Annotated in this window: 18 protein-coding genes and 2 pseudogenes; 4 read left to right on the top strand and 16 right to left on the bottom strand. The window is 37.1% G+C overall.

The genetic code is table 11. The features are described 5' to 3' along the window. Positions 1 to 23 precede the first annotated feature (23 nt). From rfbC to G603_RS22270, 14 genes and pseudogenes are all read right to left on the bottom strand, one after another. Positions 24 to 572: a dTDP-4-dehydrorhamnose 3,5-epimerase gene (rfbC, locus tag G603_RS0105055; protein ID WP_026669510.1), complete on the bottom strand. Its 549-nt coding sequence runs from the start codon at positions 570 to 572 to the stop codon at positions 24 to 26. Positions 573 to 617: 45 nt separating this feature from the next. After that, positions 618 to 1487 carry a glucose-1-phosphate thymidylyltransferase RfbA gene (rfbA, locus tag G603_RS0105050; protein WP_026669509.1) on the bottom strand — a complete coding sequence of 290 codons (870 nt, stop codon included), beginning with the start codon at positions 1485 to 1487 and terminating at the stop codon, positions 618 to 620. A gap of 128 nt (positions 1488 to 1615) precedes the next feature. Further along, on the bottom strand, positions 1616 to 2707 hold the full coding sequence (gene rfbB / locus G603_RS0105045) for a dTDP-glucose 4,6-dehydratase (RefSeq protein WP_026669508.1): 1092 nt from the start codon (positions 2705 to 2707) through the stop codon (positions 1616 to 1618). Between the two features lie 120 nt (positions 2708 to 2827). Then, entirely contained in the window at positions 2828 to 3697 is an 870-nt protein-coding gene (gene rfbA / locus G603_RS0105040) for a glucose-1-phosphate thymidylyltransferase RfbA (RefSeq protein ID WP_026669507.1), read from the bottom strand. 182 nt (positions 3698 to 3879) lie between these two features. Continuing rightward, positions 3880 to 4695, bottom strand: a complete 816-nt coding sequence (locus G603_RS19290) for a hypothetical protein (protein WP_242834838.1) — start codon at positions 4693 to 4695, stop codon at positions 3880 to 3882. Beyond that, positions 4667 to 5704: a DUF4062 domain-containing protein gene (locus tag G603_RS21325; protein WP_051207482.1), complete on the bottom strand. Its 1038-nt coding sequence runs from the start codon at positions 5702 to 5704 to the stop codon at positions 4667 to 4669. The genes G603_RS19290 and G603_RS21325 overlap by 29 nt, the downstream gene beginning before the upstream one ends. Before the next feature lie 67 nt (positions 5705 to 5771). Next, positions 5772 to 8024, bottom strand: a complete 2253-nt coding sequence (locus G603_RS0105025; protein WP_026669506.1) for a S8 family peptidase — start codon at positions 8022 to 8024, stop codon at positions 5772 to 5774. A gap of 1 nt (position 8025) precedes the next feature. Then, positions 8026 to 9060, bottom strand: a complete 1035-nt coding sequence (locus tag G603_RS0105020) for an ATP-binding protein (RefSeq protein ID WP_026669505.1) — start codon at positions 9058 to 9060, stop codon at positions 8026 to 8028. A gap of 149 nt (positions 9061 to 9209) precedes the next feature. Beyond that, positions 9210 to 9650: pseudogene (locus tag G603_RS0105015) on the bottom strand (SPASM domain-containing protein); the annotation flags it as partial. Positions 9651 to 9697: 47 nt separating this feature from the next. Beyond that, a complete protein-coding gene (locus tag G603_RS22275; RefSeq protein WP_155832618.1) occupies positions 9698 to 9844 on the bottom strand; it encodes a hypothetical protein in 147 nt (48 codons plus the stop codon). Beyond that, the gene (locus tag G603_RS0105005) at positions 9841 to 10956 is read right to left on the bottom strand and encodes an AAA family ATPase (RefSeq protein ID WP_026669503.1); all 1116 of its coding nucleotides are present in this window, start codon (positions 10954 to 10956) and stop codon (positions 9841 to 9843) included. The genes G603_RS22275 and G603_RS0105005 overlap by 4 nt, the downstream gene beginning before the upstream one ends. 418 nt (positions 10957 to 11374) lie before the next feature. After that, positions 11375 to 11707, bottom strand: coding sequence for a hypothetical protein (locus G603_RS0104995; RefSeq protein WP_242834837.1), 333 nt, complete (start codon positions 11705 to 11707; stop codon positions 11375 to 11377). Positions 11708 to 11794: 87 nt separating this feature from the next. Beyond that, entirely contained in the window at positions 11795 to 12079 is a 285-nt protein-coding gene (locus G603_RS0104990; protein ID WP_026669500.1) for a hypothetical protein, read from the bottom strand. A 76-nt stretch (positions 12080 to 12155) separates the two neighbouring features. After that, on the bottom strand, positions 12156 to 12320 hold the full coding sequence (locus G603_RS22270; protein WP_155832617.1) for a hypothetical protein: 165 nt from the start codon (positions 12318 to 12320) through the stop codon (positions 12156 to 12158). Between the two features lie 60 nt (positions 12321 to 12380). Here G603_RS22270 and G603_RS22265 point away from each other — a divergent pair, with 60 nt between their 5' ends. Continuing rightward, positions 12381 to 12587, top strand: a complete 207-nt coding sequence (locus tag G603_RS22265) for a hypothetical protein (protein ID WP_155832616.1) — start codon at positions 12381 to 12383, stop codon at positions 12585 to 12587. A 183-nt stretch (positions 12588 to 12770) separates the two neighbouring features. On the opposite strand, the gene G603_RS0104975 is transcribed toward G603_RS22265, so the two are convergent. Then, complete coding sequence (locus G603_RS0104975; RefSeq protein WP_026669498.1) at positions 12771 to 14174, bottom strand: ATP-binding protein; 1404 nt, start codon at positions 14172 to 14174, stop codon at positions 12771 to 12773. Positions 14175 to 14956: 782 nt separating this feature from the next. On the opposite strand from G603_RS0104975, the pseudogene G603_RS23220 reads away from it, so the two are divergent. The 3 genes and pseudogenes from G603_RS23220 to G603_RS0104960 form a co-directional block, all read left to right on the top strand. Next, positions 14957 to 15250: pseudogene (locus G603_RS23220) on the top strand (ISNCY family transposase); the annotation flags it as partial. Between the two features lie 343 nt (positions 15251 to 15593). Further along, positions 15594 to 16784, top strand: a complete 1191-nt coding sequence (locus G603_RS0104965) for an AAA family ATPase (protein WP_026669496.1) — start codon at positions 15594 to 15596, stop codon at positions 16782 to 16784. After that, the gene (locus tag G603_RS0104960; RefSeq protein ID WP_026523772.1) at positions 16785 to 17072 is read left to right on the top strand and encodes a hypothetical protein; all 288 of its coding nucleotides are present in this window, start codon (positions 16785 to 16787) and stop codon (positions 17070 to 17072) included. Between the two features lie 303 nt (positions 17073 to 17375). Here G603_RS0104960 and G603_RS0104955 read toward each other — a convergent pair whose 3' ends face one another. Beyond that, entirely contained in the window at positions 17376 to 17981 is a 606-nt protein-coding gene (locus G603_RS0104955) for an RloB family protein (RefSeq protein ID WP_330367525.1), read from the bottom strand. Positions 17982 to 18022: the final 41 nt, after the last annotated feature.

Here is an 18022-nt window from a genome sequence, read left to right as displayed (position 1 = left end):
TGATGTCTTATAGATTCAGACATTTATTTCAAACTATTAAGTGTTCCCCATTTCTTATCTTTGTCAGACATTATGAGTTCCACTCCATCCTGATAGGGCCATTCAACCCCTATTTCCGGGTCATTCCAAAGGAGGCCTCCCTCATCATCAGGATGATAGAAATCTGTGCATTTATATGCAAATTCAGCATAGTCAGAAAGGACCAGAAATCCATGTGCAAATCCTTTAGGAATAAAGAACTGTTTCTTGTTCTCAGCTGAAAGCGTCACTCCAAACCACTTTCCATAGGTCTTAGAATTTTCTCGTAAGTCTACAGCGACATCAAACACTTCTCCATTTATTACTCTTACCAATTTGTCCTGAGGAAAGTTCTTCTGAAAATGCAATCCTCTAAGAACGCCTCTTTTTGATGCAGACTGATTGTCTTGTACAAATTCCATATCTATTCCAGCCTCAACAAAATCACGCTTAGAGTATGTTTCCATGAAATAGCCTCTACTGTCACCAAAAACCTGTGGTGTGATAACTTTAAGTCCTTCTATTTCACATGTTTCAACTGTAATTTTTCCCATTGTTAATAGTCCTTTCGTAAATGCTATGGTTATTAGCCTGCTATATTATAATCCTTTTGATACTTCAATAAGATATTTTCCGTAATCGGTTTTCATAAGTGGTTCAGCAAGCTTAATGAGTTGTTCCTTAGTAATAAATCCTCTCTTGTATGCAATCTCTTCGATACAGGATACATAGAGTCCCTGCCTCTTCTGGAATGCGCAAACAAAATCTGCCGCATCGAGCAGGGAATCGTGGTTACCTGTATCAAGCCATGCAAAGCCTCGTCCCATGGTCTCTACTCTAAGTGTTCCGCGGCGAAGATACTCGTTGTTAACGCTTGTGATCTCGATTTCGCCTCTTGCGGAAGGTTTAACATTCTTAGCTATATCAATTACATCATTGTCATAGAAATAAAGTCCGGGAACTGCGTAGTTGCTCCTGGGATGCTCGGGCTTCTCCTCGATGGAAAGTGCCTTACCATTCTCATCAAACTCAACAACGCCGTATTCTCTGGGATCACGAACATAGTAACCAAAGATTGTAGCTCCCTTTTCTCTTGAAGCAACCTCTCTAAGGAGCTTACTGAAGCTCTGACCATAGAAAATATTGTCTCCAAGAACCAGAGCAACACTGTCACTACCGATGAAGCTCTCACCGATGATGAATGCATCAGCAAGACCTCTGGGCTCCTCCTGAATAGCATATGAAAAGCTCATTCCAAGCTGCTCACCTGTTCCGAAAAGATCCTCGAATATAGGCAGATCTCTGGGTGTAGAGATAATAAGAACCTCCCTTATACCTGCCAACATAAGAGTTGACAGCGGGTAATATATCATTGGCTTGTCATAAACAGGCATTATCTGCTTTGATATTGCTCTTGTAAGTGGATATAGTCTGGTGCCGGAGCCTCCGGCGAGAATAATTCCTTTCATATTAACGCTCCTTGAAATAGTGGGTATAACTCTACTTGTTATTTTGATTGATGCTCTTTTACATTATGAAGCTCTGTCTGGCCATACGCCACACAGAGCTCCCCATGCATTATGTAATATAACATTAATTATTTAATTTTTCCACCGTACATACCATCGTAGTACTTCTGATAGTCGCCGCTTGTTACATGCTCCATCCAGTCCTCATGTGCAAAGAACCACTTAATGGTCTTTCTGATACCTTCCTTGAACATGGTCTCAGGCTCCCAGCCGATCTCAGCCTTGATCTTGTCAGGCGCGATTGCATAACGACGATCGTGACCCTTTCTGTCCTCAACATAAGTGATGAGGTCGTAGGTAAGCTTCTCTTTTCTGGGATCTGAATCATCAAGGGACTCTCTGAGTACGTCGATGATTGTCTGAACGATCTCAATGTTCTGCTTCTCATTGTGTCCGCCGATGTTATAGGTCTCAAAAAGTCTGCCCTGCTCCTGAACCATATCGATTGCCTTGGCATGATCTTCAACATAGAGCCAGTCACGAACATTCTTACCATCACCGTAAACAGGAAGCTGCTTGCCCTCAAGTGCATTGTGGATCATAAGAGGTATAAGCTTCTCAGGGAACTGGTAAGGTCCGTAGTTGTTAGAGCAGTTTGTAATATTTGCAGGGAACTTATATGTGTCCATATAAGCCTTAACATGCATATCTGAGCTTGCCTTACTTGCTGAGTAAGGGCTGTGAGGATCATAAGGTGTTGTCTCATAGAAATATGCATCAGGATCCTCAGGAAGTGAACCGTATACTTCATCAGTACTTACATGAAGGAATTTCTTGCCTTCCTTAAAGCTTCCATCATGAAGCTCCCATGCCTTCTTAGCTGCGTTAAGCATTGTAGCTGTACCAAGTACATTGGTCTCAACGAAGATCTCGGGATTAACGATTGATCTGTCAACATGACTCTCAGCTGCAAAATGAACAACGCGGTCGATGTCATTCTCCTCGAAGATCTTATTTATTGCATCTCTGTCACAGATATTGGCCTTAACAAAGGTGTAGTTGTCTCTTCCTTCGATGTCTTTCAGGTTTTCGAGATTACCTGCATAAGTAAGGGCATCCACGTTAATGATACGGATGTCATTGTCGTATTTCTTAAACATGTAGTGAATGTAGTTGGAGCCAATGAATCCGGCCCCGCCCGTAACTAGATATGTTCTCATTCTTTTCCTTCTTTCTGCTTTTTATATGGTAAGATACGATATGTTATTACATATTGCATAGTGGCTCAAGATAACCTTGTTTTCCACATTAGTTTTTATTGAATTATCCCGGTTGTCTCATCAGAGTCCGTTTGCAACCTCTTGTAAATATTTACCATAATCAGTTTTCATAAGGGGTTCTGCAAGTTTAAGAAGCTGCTCCTTATCTATGAAACCTCTCTTGTAAGCAATCTCTTCGATACATGAAACATAAAGTCCCTGTCTCTTCTGGAAAGCGCATACAAAGTCAGCTGCATCAAGCAGTGAATCGTGATTTCCTGTATCAAGCCATGCAAAGCCTCGTCCCATAGTTTCTACACGAAGTGTTCCTCTTCTGAGGTACTCGTTATTGACGCTTGTGATTTCTATTTCGCCTCTGGCTGAGGGTTTAACGTTTTTTGCAATCTCTATTACATCATTGTCATAGAAATAAAGTCCGGGTACAGCATAGTTGCTCTTTGGGTGCTCTGGCTTTTCTTCTATTGAAAGAGCCTTGCCGTTTTCATCAAATTCTACAACGCCGTATTCTCTGGGATCACGAACATAATATCCGAATATTGTTGCGCCCTTTTCTCTTGATGCAACTTCCTTAAGAAGCTTACTAAAGCTCTGACCATAGAAGATGTTATCTCCAAGGACAAGTGCTACAGAGTCGCTTCCAATGAATTTCTCACCGATAATAAATGCATCGGCAAGTCCTCTTGGCTGCTCCTGAATAGCATACGTGAATGACATTCCAAGCTGCTCGCCTGTTCCGAAGAGGTCTTCAAAAATAGGAAGGTCTCTTGGAGTTGAAATAATAAGTACTTCTCTTATACCTGCAAGCATAAGTGTTGATAAGGGATAGTAAATCATCGGTTTGTCATAAACCGGCATAATCTGCTTTGAAATTGCTCTTGTTAACGGATAAAGTCTTGTTCCGGAACCTCCGGCAAGGATTATTCCCTTCATAATTGTTTATCTCTCCTATGTGTTTTTAAACATCACAAAGCACTGTTTGGCTTTCCCCTGCCAAACAGTGCTTATAACTAACGGATATAATCTAGCATATTTGGGAGTGAATATCTAGTGGGGGCATTTAAACTTATTGCTATTCTTTCAATTTTGATATAACCTTTATCATGCTAATACTCCTATTGCTGTTGTTTCTTACGCTTTTCATCTTGCTTACTGGCACCAATCTGCCAAATTCCCATATCTAAAAGTTTCATCTGTGGATATTCTAGATCGTATGCCTTAAATTTCTTTCTTGTTTTCTCAAATCTTTTTTTGTCACTTTCATAGAACTCCACTAACTTTGACAGTGATTCTTCACCATAATTTACATTAGATGATATTCCAAGCTCCCTAAGTCCAGCAACAAAGCACTGATCATATGCCGGCACACATCCCAAAGTTCCCAGCAGAATCTTTGTAATCAGAATATCGGACACCTTATACTTAGCCTCCGTTTCTCTCACTTTTTTACGTACACTTCTATAGTAATCTCTCATAATTGTATCTATATCTGACAAAGTAGTTTTAATATCCGACTGATTCAGCTTGTCACAATCAATTCCAAATAAGCAGTTATATTTCTCTTTCAATATTTCTTCAACCACAGGAGTATGCACCTTATAATCTTTTTGAATCAAGAAAGAAGATGCCCGGTACATGCCCCAACTGGCAAGATAGAATGCCAGCAGCAAGCTCAGATAATCGTAGTCAGGATTTTCTTCGTACCTTGCATCATGAAAGCTTTTGTAACAGTGTTCCCATGATCTATCTCTGCTATTAGGATCCTTTTTTAAGGCTTCATAAAATTCATTTGCTGATTTAATTATTTTTTCGACTTTATTATCCATCACTTGTCCTTTCTCAAATATGCATACAAAATCCGCTTTATAGAGTTCGCAATTAAATGGACATAGAAATGTAGTTTTACCCAAACGAAACAGTTGTTGCATCATCTACATGGACAATATCTCCCTCGTAATACGCATAAGATTCATATAAACCTTGACTTCCGTATGGAACATCTATTCCGTAATCCAAATACATAAAACTCTGTCCGTATATTTCTTTAAGAAATATGATTCCAACATCAGTTATCCTATATATTCTTGTCACCAGAGTGCACATCAAGTCCCCTACCGAAAAGAATAGCAACACATCATCCATATTGCCCAGCGTAGCTAAAGAAATTTGCATCTTATAACCTTTAGCCAATAGCTCATCTTCGTCAAAAAAATCCTTGGGCACTTCTTGATAAAAATCCTTAGCACATTTACCGGTATCTATAATAAGTCTGAATGTCCCCTGCGTTCCCTTGCCATATGTGATTTTGTAAGATATACCAAATTCAGGGATTTCTATTTCTTTGTTTCTTCCATTGAAGCGATAAATACTTTTACCTATTACTAGGTTGAACAGAAGCCTCCCTCTCATAAGGAGCCTTTTATCTGATACACTTGGAATTTTATAATCTCTTTTCCATCCACTTCGTGGATGCACGCATATTTCCTCAGCTAACGACTGTATAATGAGCCCTGATAATTCCTCCTTCTTTTTAAATCCTTTTCTTATCCTTCCCGTCTGCGCAAGCTTCAAAAACTTTTTATATTGCCTCTGTTTAGTTACCGTCTCTTCAAGCACCACCGGTTCTCCATCTTTTCCAAGTTTCACAAAGACAATAATTGGTATTTTCTTTTCACACGCATACTCGTACTCCATTTGCGTATAACTCTTTTTTGTTTGAGGGTCAATTGTTCCTACATGTCCCCCAAGTATCAAGACATAATAATCCGCTATATCAATTGTTTTCTTAATATATTCGAACTGCTCCTGATCAATTGCAGGAAACGCCTCCATTCCCATTGGAAAATGTCCCATATCTAATAGGGCTTTACGGACAACATCACGCTCCTTTTTCAGATCCTTATATGTCGAGCTCACAAATATGCCATATCGCTTCATCATAGTAGGCCCCTCATTTTTTAACATCTTCTCTTAAATACAGATGCTACAAATCCGTTTACTTACTATCCTACTCAAGTACAATTTCTTCCTGCGCCTTCTGATATATCTCGTTTTGGTTAGTCGCATTTATCTCGTTTACAATATATCCTCTAAGCAAACAAGCATGCTTAAAATCATTAATTTTATTGACACCTTTTATATTTCGGACGGTTATCACCATCCCAAATCTAAGCTCTTTTTTTAGCGCATATCTTCTGCGTTCCTTGGACGTAAGGGTCACCCCCCATAATCCCTCACCATAATTCTTAAGTGATTTCATTCCCTTCTCTCGATAGAGACTTGAAATGAATTTTGTATTATCCCACTTTCTAAATTCATTTCTGGCTCTTCGTTCGCTACTATATTCTCCTTCTTCGTCCTGTATATTCTTATTTATATCAACTATTCCATCTGAGCTAACCCTACCAAACTTCAACGACAATTCTCTTTGGGTATAATCAACGCCTTCTAGCCTGTTGCATTCAGGGAAATAGCATAATGTTGCTCTGGCCACGTACGGATTATTCCCATTCTCATCCTTAGGTACAGGTATAGCATAATTAGAGGTCACATACGAATCTGATATCCCCTGCATAACAAATTTAATTTCAGAATCCTCACATGTAGTAATAGCCGATATATCTCTCGGAACAACACCATACCCAATCACATTCTGATACCTATAATTACCCTGTTTATATTCCCATCCGGCAGCTGAATCTATAATCAGCGCCTTAGCAGTTTCTCTCGTGAATCCTAAAACTTCAATCAAGTAGCACATTTTTCTTGAAATCCAAGGCGCAGCAAAAGATGTACCATACTGTTTATCAATCCCCTTATTAGTACATACATTAATACGTTCATTATCTTCATAATCTCCTCCATAATAGGAAACATCCGGTTTATTAAAAAAGGAGAGTATTTTTCCACTACGGGAATAACTAGCCGGAGTCCCATCTCTCTTTACAGAGTTAACTACAATAGCATTCAGAGAGTCTGCCGGTGATCCTATCCTCAAATAATCTTTTTTTTGCGATCTATTATCATTCGTACCCGCAACCACAAAAATAACATTCTTCTTTTCCTGTATCTCATCCAATGCTGCTGCATCAAAAGAAATAAAGTTTTTTGATACTTCTTCATTCGTTCCCAAGCATAAATTCCAAACGTGAATATCTTGATTTTCATTAACAATTTTCTCAATCTTATAGATCAATCTAGTAGGTGAAATTGTCCCTGCGCAGACTCCAAAATGCCTTACCCTAAACCTTCCCAAGCCATCATCCAACCATGGATTTAGAGTAGGACCATCCACTATAATAGATGACACCGCTGTTCCATGTTCATAGTGCTCTTTTTTTGTACTATGCTGCTCATATAACTCCAGTGTTTCTCTGTAATCAACCCATTCTCCGAAATATACATTTTTATCGAATAAAGTATCTATAACACCTATAACTGGCTCATTATTGGGCTTTGGTATCGGAATTTTATTTTGGGAATATTTACCGTCATTAGCATAATCAATTTTAGATATATCAGTTGCTACCATCGAAATAAGATATGGTACTTTCTCAACCAAATAGTTGAACAATTCTACTGACGCAGATATCGAATTTTTCCCCGCAGGACTATATATATACTTAGCACTATCAATACCAATTCTTTCAAACAAAGTATCTAAATCATTTTTTGTATTATAAAATGTCAGGATTACGCGATCTTTTATTTCAGCACCCTTCACAACATTTGGTATAGCAAATCCATCTATGACTGAGCAGTCAATAATAGTATTCCTTATTTTGCTTTTATTATATGGTTTCTGCGGATAGTTTATAGCAGTATTATCCGCTCTAAAATTCTCACTATTTGCACATCCTCCTAATTCAGTATCTATGAAGTCGTAAGCTAATTGAAGTTTATGAATAGCTTCTTCTATTTCTTTTGCAGAAACATAGTGGGTAATAATATGCTTAGGATCATCCTGTGATTCCGTGAATCTCGCCCCTACTATAGATTTATTACAATCACTCTTAAACTTTAATATTTCTTGTATGCGTCCGCTTTTAGCAATAATATCGTTATAATATACATCGATTAGGCAACCATCTATATAATTATCAACCTCCTCATAGTATGACTTTATTTTATTTAAATCTGCTATCAGCTTTAAAATGTGATCCGCATAAACAAAATTTGCTTTTTTTATATTCCTAGCCCCTGGTCTCTTGCTATTGGGCTCGTGATTATATGGCATTTTTATCCCCAACAAACTATTCATTTTAAATCTCCCTTATTTTCCTTGATACACTACTTTTAGACACCCTCGTAATCACCTCAATTTCTCTAGTAGTGTAGCCCTCTTCGGATAACCTCTTAATCGAAATATCCGTATCATGAGTTAGTTCCATATATAATCGCCTAAGATAATCATATTCATTAGAATCATCAGCAAAAGCCAACGATACCTTAATTATTTGAAACATTTCTCCTGGATAAGGAATCTTATCCATATTTCTAAGTATTTTATTAAACAATCTCATATCTGACTTACTTGTTTTACTCTTCTTTAACAATTGTTGCAAAATAGAATTTGCTATATCTATCAAATCATCCTTGCTATATCTATCAAAAGAAACTAATCCGTCAAATCTTCTGAGTAATGCCTTATCAAATGAATCTATAAGGTTTGTCGTTGCAATAATCATTATCTGATCCGATAAAGTATCCAATTCCTTAAGAAATGTAGATGTCACCCTTCCCATTTCACGTAAATCCTTATCATTGATTCTATTCATCACTAATGAGTCAAGTTCATCAAACAATACCACTACATTCTGAGAAGGTAAGTGACGTATTTCATCAAATAGTCTTACAATATTTTTGGGTGTTTGTCCCAAATGTGAATCTACCAAGTCTTCCATCCTCACAGATAAAAGATCCCTATCAAGCAATCTCGCAATTTGATATGCAGATTGCGTTTTACCAGTTCCTGGCACTCCATAAAAAAGAACCTTTGATATACGAATATCACTATTGGATGCCCTAACAATTCCCAACACATCATCCCTAATTTCATCTGGTAACAATAAAGGCTTGTTAGTAAATGCATTCTTTTTTAAGTACTGCAAATCTCGATAATTATTCTGTGGAACATAAAAATCTGTAGTTGATATGAGATCTAATAAATAATTTCCAATATCCTCCTCTCCATGTTCCCCGAAATCTGCTGCTATTTCTGCAACCTCTGCACGAAAGGCCGAATCATTCTTATCTACATAGTATTTCACCAAATTAATGATATTTTGCTTTTTCATTGGATTTACACCTCCAAACATATAATAACATAATCCAGGGACAAATATAATCTATTTTGGGACAACTTTTTACTTTTTGGATAATGATACTTTACTAATTAAAAAGAGCCCTGCCTATCATTGCAATGTGATAAGCAGAACTCATATTTTTACTTATTAAGCTGACTGGAAATATCCTCATCAACAATTTCTTCGCCGGTCTTGTACTTAAGCTGCTCCTGGCTGGCTGCTGAGAGGCCGTTATTTATTACTGCGTTCATGTCACAGGTTGAGCACTTATCAAGCTGCTCCTTTGTAACTTTACCATCTCTGTAGTCACAGCAGATCTTGTTTTCGTACATGCTGTAAGGATGCTTGGTAAAGAGTGCCTTGAATTTGTGTCCTGCAACCCATGTTGCTGGCTTCCAGATATATTTATGCATTGCAGGTGATACAGAACCGATCATCCAGCAATTTCTGTCGCAGTGTCTTACTTTATTTCTTACCTGCTCTGCTTCAGGACTGTTCCAGAGTTCATCCCAAGTCTGACGGTTCAGGTTACTCATTACTTCCTTGTCCTTTGTTCCGTTACAGGGCATTACGTCTCCGTATTGCGTTTTTATTTCTTTGATTAAGTTTGCCCCTTCATACTCACTGTTTAAAAATTTCCCAACACCTCGAATATCACATGATAAGGAACCAAGTCCAGTAAATCATCAGCAGTAAATGATAAACATCCATTTTCAAGAAGCATATCAACTACCTTCTTCTCATTAGGGCCCTCACACATTATCAGTAATCTCATTTCTTAAGTTCCTTCTTCAGATCCATGAGAGCTTCGTAGTTAACTGCTGTTTTGAAAACATTGTTATAGAATTGTTTGCTCTTAAGTAACTCCGACCTTACTTCGAAGTCTTTATACATGTTGTAGATCTTTACTTTCTCGTCTGATTTTGTAATGTATATATTGTCCTGACGATTGAATATATCCAGAATCTCACAGTAATGAGTCGCAAATATCAAAGTGGCGTTTTTCTTATTGATGCTCTTGTCTTTATATAAACTGATTATGTTCTCCACCAATGTCTTATGGAAATGGTTCTCTATCTCGTCTATTATGATGTCAAATCCGTTAGCTAGTGAAAGAACTACCAATGTATATAGCGCTAATCCCTTTGTAGTTCCTGCCGAAATTCTGAAATAGAGCTCTTTATCTGACAGTATCTCTTCTCTGCCGCAGAATCCCAACCGGTAATTATGATCATCTATCATTTCCAGGCCTGTAATGTTCTCATCAAAAATCCTAATTATTTTTTTCAAAACATCATCTGATAGACCAAATGCTTTTTTAGCAGAAAAAGAGTCATAGTATGCATCAACACCATAGTCTAAACTTTTGCTGTATGCTGAAAGAACTCCCAATTTCTTAATTACAAAAAATATGCTGGATGTATCTTCCGGTAATTCACCCTCGAAAGCTGCTGCTTCATAACCTTCATTCTCAAAAATGCTATTGGCCTTGCTTTTGTAATATGCTTTTCTAACTATAGTCTGATCAGAGAACAGCACTTTATCACTTAAAGGATCTTCTCTAAGCTTTGTGGAATACTTATAAATGTAATTCTCATGATAAAAATACATCGTCAGAGAAACATTATTTAAACTATACTCTCTCTTCTCAACTCTGAATGTACCTAAAATGTCATAACACACATTAAGCAAGTCCAAGACAGACGTTTTACCGGATGCATTTTTTCCTACAATTCCCACAGTGGAAAAAACAAAAAGTCCGTCTGCGATTTCCTCTAATTCATACTCTTTATCTTCTGCCGTCTTCCTGGCTAACGGAACAAAACTTATGTCAAAATCATCTGCGCAGTTTTTGAATTCCGATGCAATTACTCTCAATAATTTCATGGTTATGTCCACCTTTCTGTATATAGTATACTTTTTTGCGCAGTTTTAAACAATAATTATGTTTGAAACCATTTTTAACGTTTGTGGTAGTACAGTTCCGAATTCTTTTGAACATAGAATCTTAACTTCCAGTCATTTTACCACTCAAAATCAAAGCCCTGCTGAAATGCTTTCGGCAAGCAACTCAGTAGGGCTTATTTTTATCCGAATAAAAACTCATCAAGATCCTCGAGCGCTTCCCTTAGCTCTGGATTCCTTTCTTGATTTATATAACGTTCTAGTTGTAGCGCCTCCCATTCCTCAGGTTCACACTCCATATCATATGAGAGTTCAACTAGATCCCACAAAAACTTACTCTTCTTTGTGCTTTTATGAGTCCTGCAGTATTGTTCAATCAGTATTCTCGAGTACTCTTGCATTATTCATCCTCACTTTCAGTGGAACCTTTTATGAACGCCATGATCTCTTCATAAGAATGTTCACTCTTGATAACTGCAGCCATGAGTTCATCCTTCCTGAGTTCATTGCGAAGCTTGATGAGCTCGGCAAGAGCTTCTTTCTCGGCTTCATATTTCAGCTTGGCTTTTTCCATCACAACTTTTTGATGCTCGATCTTAGGGTTGCCTAAAATTGGATTTAAGTCACAATAACCTTCCATACGTAATTTCCTGAAGAACACTTCTTCAAAAGCATCACGAATCAATTCATTATCGTTCATTTTTCTAGAATCAGAAAAGAAGAAAAAATACATTTATTCCTCCCAAAATTATCCGCATCGATTTAAAGTTATAAATCCTATCTCACAATATGAACATAGCAACGTGTAATCTTGTTCCAATCATATTTCCAAAGCAATACTTTTTACATCTGATCGATCAACAGCTTCGAACTCTATACACATTTCATAAATCCTAACAATATCCTTAGCATTTCCAAAATCAGCTATTTTTGACTTTTTCGCAATACCGCTATTTATCAACATCTTATCAATTGTACCAGCCGCTTCATCAACTATTGCAACTAATAAAATAATGCTTTTCCTTTTGACAATTAACAATTTGTAATTATCAAAATCCATATACACATACTTACCACCTCTAAAAACCTCTATTATTTTATCCATTGAAGCCCCAATAGCCACATCTATATATGAGTAAATAGGTAGTTTTCTTATATGCTTTTGTATACTGTTGCGATTATTACTTATTCTTCTCAAGCATGAGCATCATTTGTCCATACGTCGTAAGTATGTATAGTATTTGATGCGCGTATTCATGCTCTATGGCATTTTTCATGCGTTCTCTATCATCCTGTGAATTAACGATAATTCCATTAGTATTTCTAAATTGACCCTCGTCACTCATTAGTCATCCTCTTTTCTACCATTCATATGCTTTCTATAAAATCGCTAATGAAATCAGACCATGTGCAGACATAAGATTAAGCAACGTAAAGCTACTGACAATACGCCTTATGACGTAGTCAGCCTTGGAACTATCACGGTAGTATATGTCCGTTTTTACACCTTTTTCTTCAAGAGCTACGCTCTTTTTCTCTTCCTCATATCCGAGCCCAATAAAGGTGATATCGAACTTCCCGGTATCATTTATGTAGTTTATGTAATAGTTTAGGTTCTTACCACCCGCATGCCTTACCTTGGAGTATGGGACATAGGGGGCGAGCCAGAGAATGGATTGTTTCATGCTTAATATTTTTACCTTTATTACTTCTAATTATATAGAATCCAAAATTTTCTGCTTGAAATCTTTGATTTCGTTCTCAATCCAAACTTTTTTCTTTGGTTTGGTGTTATTTTACTTGTCTTCAGGGACCTTTAGCTGCTTAATATCCACAGGTTCAATGATAGCATTTGGCACAATTGGTTCCATGAACCCAATAGCATAAAGCGGATATGTGATAAAGCCATCACCTTCGCCTACGTTGGTGTCAGCAAGCTTTATTGCCGGGTGAATTCCGTATTTTTTCTGATTACGGATCACATATTTCATGCTTGTTGCTCTATTATTGGTAGCCTTGCATTCGACTATCACCGTTTCGCCCTTATCTTCAAACAGAAAGTCAAGTTCCGGAGATCCACTAGGCGCATGGAAGTAATATAATTTCATGTCGTTAGTAGCAAATGCAGATGCAACCATATTTTCTGCTATGGCTCCTTTGTAAGCACTTAAATCTCCTGAAAGAATTTTTGCAGGAATATCGTCGCCAAGCTGCGATATGAGTAGCCCTGTATCACAATAGAAGGCTTTGAACTCAGTTGGTATTTTTGCTCCCTCGAGAGGGAATGATATCTCTCTTGTGTTAAATGAACGGACAATAAGACCCACATCTATCAGGTATTGCAAACCATCAGCCTTTTCCGGTGAATGTCCTTTAGCATTTACAAGACTGTACTGAAATTTCTTATATTCTTTTGAAAGCTGTGATGGCATTGAATCCAGGCATGCCTCTGCCCTAAGTTTAAGTACTTCGTTTGTCTTGTCATTTCCATCAGCGTCTTTATACCGTCCAAAATCATCCCTTATCGACTTTAGTATAGATTTTTGCACATTTCTCACAGCATTGAGGTCATGAGCTTCAAAAAATGTATTTACTGCCTCAGGCATACCACCTACTATAAGATACTGCAGATACAGAGCGCGCATACTTTCATGTATGGGTTTATCTATTGTTTTCTTATCATGAATAGATTCCCTAACATAATCAAGTACTTTTTCATCTATTCCTGTATTTTTTAAGAATTCGCGAAACGAAAGTGGGTACATTGTCAGCTGCTCTTCATAGCCAACAGGTATGCCCCTTGTATATGGTTCGCGGAATCCTTTCACGCCCAGAAAACTTCCGGTAGCAATAACATCATAGCGGCCATCAATATCCCAATACTTAAGGGAACTCCTGGCATTGGGGCAATCCTGAATCTCATCAAGAATGATAAGTGTTTTGTGTGGGACAAATTTGGCATTTGTAATTACAGCTGAAATGGACATAACCATTTTGTCTACGTCAAAATCTCCTTCAAAAGCACCGTGCACTGTCTTATTTGCTCTAAGATCAATGTATACGCAGCTTTCAAAGAATTCCTTGCCAAATTCTTTCACAATATATGTTTTTCCAATCTGTCTTAAGCCTTTTATTACTAGGGGGTGATGATTTCGATTGTTCCAATCGTTAAGCTTTCCCCAAATATCTCTCTTTAACATAAAAACCTCCTGTTTATACCATTGTACAACGACAATTGTCATTTTTCAAAGGATAAAGTAGCCTCGAATTGTCAAAATTCAAAGGTAAAAAGGCGTTATGATTGTCATTTTTAAAAGGATAATCAGCAGGTTGATTATACTGGGTCAAAAGTCAAGGACTTTTTTTAGACAGAAATCAATGTTTTATGGAACCCGAGATGGCCGGATTGTCTCAGCCGGCATGGATACTCATATTCAGTTCTCTGGAGGAGGCCGAGGTTCGGGGCCAATGTCATTAAGTTAAGATGACACTATAAAGATCTCTACATCAGAAATGGTGTAGGGGTCTTTTTTTCTAAAAAGTAGTTGACAGATAAACATAAAAGTGCGGCCGCTTTCGCTACAGATTATTATAAGAAGTAGCGAAAGCGGCCCTTAAAATTAGAGGCAAAAGTCTTTATTTCAAGGAGGTGCACATGAAAGCAAAACAGGTTAGAGACACTTTACTAAAGGAGATACGCACTGTTTGTAAGTCCATTGAACAGTTCTGTGTCTCTCCAGGAAAGGATTTTGTAAGAAACAGAAAAATGCCGATTGAAAAACTCATTTTGACAATCATTGGTATGGGGAGCAGAAATATCACAAATGAATTATTAGATTTTTATGATACTTCTCCAGATACGCCTACAGCTTCCGCTTTTGTACAGCAGCGAGACAAACTTAAACCTGAGGCGTTAGAGACTATATTCAAATCATTTTCTATTAAATTGTTAGCTAGCTCAGTGAAGCAAATGCCTAGCAAACCATGCACCGAGTCACCTTGCGGGCGAATGATACACATATATCCCGAAAAGAATCTTCGTGCCTATCCCCGTGTTCTTCGCGGAACTGAGGAATGTAAAATCAGGACCACTGTTGAGCGAGAAATCAATCACATGAAGGATAACTTTTGCTTAGCAAATCGTCGTACACGAAACGAGAAAACTCTGCATGCTGACTTGATACTTGCTGGTATCACACAGCTTATCTCCGTTGTGCTTGCCGACAAGATTCATCATCATGAATACATCAGAAGCCTTAAGCCTCTTATAGCATAGGACTTACCAACTTAATAATGTTTTAGCTTTATTCAAGTGCGCCTAAAACCAGATTTTTTCTAAGTTAAATTGCATGGCTTTCAAAAAATACATTCCTTAATGCTTATGTTAAAGTTGCGCATATACTTTTACTGAGTTTCGCAATTACCTATTCATATATTCATTATCCCTATGCAGCTTTTAGGTTTTGCACAAGATATTGTGTTTTTATTTGATTTATATGAAGAATATCACTACATGTTGCTTATGTCAATATTTTTGTGAATTTTCCGTAATTTTATTGACGTGGCATGCATAAAATGTTATTTTATTATCAGAATAGGAATGATAGGAGGTTCATGCCGTGCTAGTTCAGTTTTCTATGAAGAATGTTTTGTCTTTTAAAGATGAAATCACTCTTGATATGACATCCATACCAGCATATAAAGAACATCAGTACAATCTAATCCAAGGAACAAAAGAAAAGTTCTTACGAGTAGCAGCAATCTATGGTGCAAACGCAAGTGGAAAATCAAACCTCTACTATGGTATACAGATGTTCCAAAACATAGTTATGCGCTCTATGAATGCCGTCGGTGAGATTGAGGATAACATTCTGGAAAAGTATTATAATCCCTTTGCTTTTGATGATGAATTCTCTCCATCTGAATATCAAATTATTGTCTGTGATGATTCTGCAGAATATAGCTATGGATTTGAGTTTGATGATAAAGAAATTATTAGTGAATGGTTTTATGTCCGGGATTTTGAGAGCAATCGTAAATCAATAATTTTAGAACGCAGTACTAAAGAAATTAAAATGGGGGCTTCGATCAGAAGAGAATGTGACCGATATAAGAATCAGATTTCAAAAGAAGCTCTTGCCCTAACCTTTTTCAGCAGATTATCTCTAAAAACAGAAGTATTTCACAAAGTATTTGCTGAAATTTCTCACATGATGATAGTAGATACTCGCTTTTATGAAAATCCCCGTGTTATGGAACGATTTCTGCCAGATGTAATTGATAATAATAAAGATGAGCTCATCAGGTTTCTCACTGCTATTGATACTGGTATCAGGGATATTTCATACGATACAATCGACAAAAAGATAGAGTTTTTTACATATCATAATGGTAAGAATCAAAAGAAATATAAGCTAAATCTGTATAACGAATCGCAAGGTACCTTAAAAAGCATAATTATTTTTATTATTGCTTCTTCAATCATTATGCGAGATGGCATTATGATCGTAGATGAGTTGAATATTAAGCTGCATCCTCTACTCCTTAAATTTGTAATTGATTTATTTAACAATAAGGATTCTAGTGCCCAGCTTATTTATACAACACATGACACAACTCTTTTGGATCGAAAATTTTTCAGAAGAGATCAGATCTGGTTTGTTCAAAAAGATGATTATGGGTATTCCAGCCTTTCTGCCTTATCTGATTTCAAGATTCGTTCTGATGCATCGTTTGAAAAAGACTATTTATCCGGAGTTTATGGAGGAATCCCTTCATTATCTGAGTATAATGTGGAAGCAGGTGATTGAATGGGAAGCGATGATATTTTTAAAAAGAGACGGGCCGATAGAAAAAAGCGTACCCATGATTTTAAAACGCCTAAGGCAAACTCGTTTCTTATCATTACAGAAGGTGAAAAAACTGAGCCTTATTACTTCAATGGTCTAAAAAAACAAATCCTTGAACAAATTGGTGGAACTGTTGATATTATTGAAGTTCCGGAAATTGACATTTATGGACAGGGATACGTTATTAGAAAACTCTATTCCAAATTTCCTTACAGTATCTTCATATACCTTTTTTGTAGGTGCATCTAAATAAATCATGATACCTGACTGATTTTTCTTTGCTCTCCGAATATGATTCTTATTATATACATATATAAAATGCCAAATATTCAATGCTATAACCAGAATAATAACAACTGCAAGTATATTTTTTCCAGTATTCGTCAGTTTTGAATAGCTTATATTTTTATAAGTAACTGTATATGAAAACACACCACATATCGCAGAAATGATAGATACCGCTGTTAACGTACTGAATATTAAGAATATTATAAAACTACTCCATTTCCCCCATTCTTCACTAACAATTTTTTCTATAAACTTATCCAATTATCAAACTCCCATAATACGTTCTCTTTCAACGTCTTTTGTCTTATCCCTAATCTCACCAATAAGCTTATGCACCGTAGTACAAGGACACATTTCTGATGGTATGGTCTTGCCATCCCTGATACATTGTTGAAGCTTCTGCTCCGCTATTTGTATCGCTTTCTCCTCATCACCATTGTCATGGACCTTCTTGTATAAGCTCTCATCGGACTTAGAGTATTCCTGATTGGTTTTCGTTTCATACAGTTGTCCAAATTTTGTGCAGCAGGTCCATGAATTATCGATTGCAGGCATAGATCCAAAATATGCATACATCCATATTTCAAAACAAGGGTTGGACCAGCCCACATTGATGCCTTTACTTTCTGCTTCTTTAATTATGTCATCAAAAGTCTCCACCTGATCTCTATCAAAAACAATCCAGGGTGATCGATACTGAGCATCATAAGCCGTCAGTTCAAGGCACCTGTCTATTAGCTTTCTTGTTTTGGTCTCTTCAACCTTTATCACTATGTTCTTTCTGATATTTTCAGGCAATGATTGATGAAGCCCCGTAAAATAGCATCGCTCAGTGCCCTCTGTATCCGTTACGATGAGGTAATACCCCAATTCCGGTATCCTTAATCTCCTACGGGAATCCCTTTTCACTC

Source organism: Butyrivibrio sp. AE3006 (genome assembly GCF_000424165.1).
In the GTDB taxonomy this organism is placed as follows: Bacteria; Bacillota; Clostridia; order Lachnospirales; family Lachnospiraceae; genus Butyrivibrio.
Note: the sequence above shows the minus strand (reverse complement) of the source record. Positions and strands in the feature narration are given on the sequence as shown.

Excerpts from the sequence above, each read along its gene's own strand:
- rfbC (WP_026669510.1), bottom strand. The coding sequence starts at position 572 with ATGGGAAAAATTACAGTTGAAACATGTGAAATAGAAGGACTTAAAGTT.
- rfbA (WP_026669509.1), bottom strand. The coding sequence starts at position 1,487 with ATGAAAGGAATTATTCTCGCCGGAGGCTCCGGCACCAGACTATATCCA.
- rfbB (WP_026669508.1), bottom strand. The coding sequence starts at position 2,707 with ATGAGAACATATCTAGTTACGGGCGGGGCCGGATTCATTGGCTCCAAC.
- rfbA (WP_026669507.1), bottom strand. The coding sequence starts at position 3,697 with ATGAAGGGAATAATCCTTGCCGGAGGTTCCGGAACAAGACTTTATCCG.
- G603_RS19290 (WP_242834838.1), bottom strand. The coding sequence starts at position 4,695 with ATGATGCAACAACTGTTTCGTTTGGGTAAAACTACATTTCTATGTCCA.
- G603_RS21325 (WP_051207482.1), bottom strand. The coding sequence starts at position 5,704 with ATGATGAAGCGATATGGCATATTTGTGAGCTCGACATATAAGGATCTG.
- G603_RS0105025 (WP_026669506.1), bottom strand. The coding sequence starts at position 8,024 with ATGAATAGTTTGTTGGGGATAAAAATGCCATATAATCACGAGCCCAAT.
- G603_RS0105020 (WP_026669505.1), bottom strand. The coding sequence starts at position 9,060 with ATGAAAAAGCAAAATATCATTAATTTGGTGAAATACTATGTAGATAAG.
- G603_RS22275 (WP_155832618.1), bottom strand. The coding sequence starts at position 9,844 with ATGAGATTACTGATAATGTGTGAGGGCCCTAATGAGAAGAAGGTAGTT.
- G603_RS0105005 (WP_026669503.1), bottom strand. The coding sequence starts at position 10,956 with ATGAAATTATTGAGAGTAATTGCATCGGAATTCAAAAACTGCGCAGAT.
- G603_RS0104995 (WP_242834837.1), bottom strand. The coding sequence starts at position 11,707 with ATGTATTTTTTCTTCTTTTCTGATTCTAGAAAAATGAACGATAATGAA.
- G603_RS0104990 (WP_026669500.1), bottom strand. The coding sequence starts at position 12,079 with ATGGATAAAATAATAGAGGTTTTTAGAGGTGGTAAGTATGTGTATATG.
- G603_RS22270 (WP_155832617.1), bottom strand. The coding sequence starts at position 12,320 with ATGAGTGACGAGGGTCAATTTAGAAATACTAATGGAATTATCGTTAAT.
- G603_RS22265 (WP_155832616.1), top strand. The coding sequence starts at position 12,381 with ATGTGCAGACATAAGATTAAGCAACGTAAAGCTACTGACAATACGCCT.
- G603_RS0104975 (WP_026669498.1), bottom strand. The coding sequence starts at position 14,174 with ATGTTAAAGAGAGATATTTGGGGAAAGCTTAACGATTGGAACAATCGA.
- G603_RS0104960 (WP_026523772.1), top strand. The coding sequence starts at position 16,785 with ATGGGAAGCGATGATATTTTTAAAAAGAGACGGGCCGATAGAAAAAAG.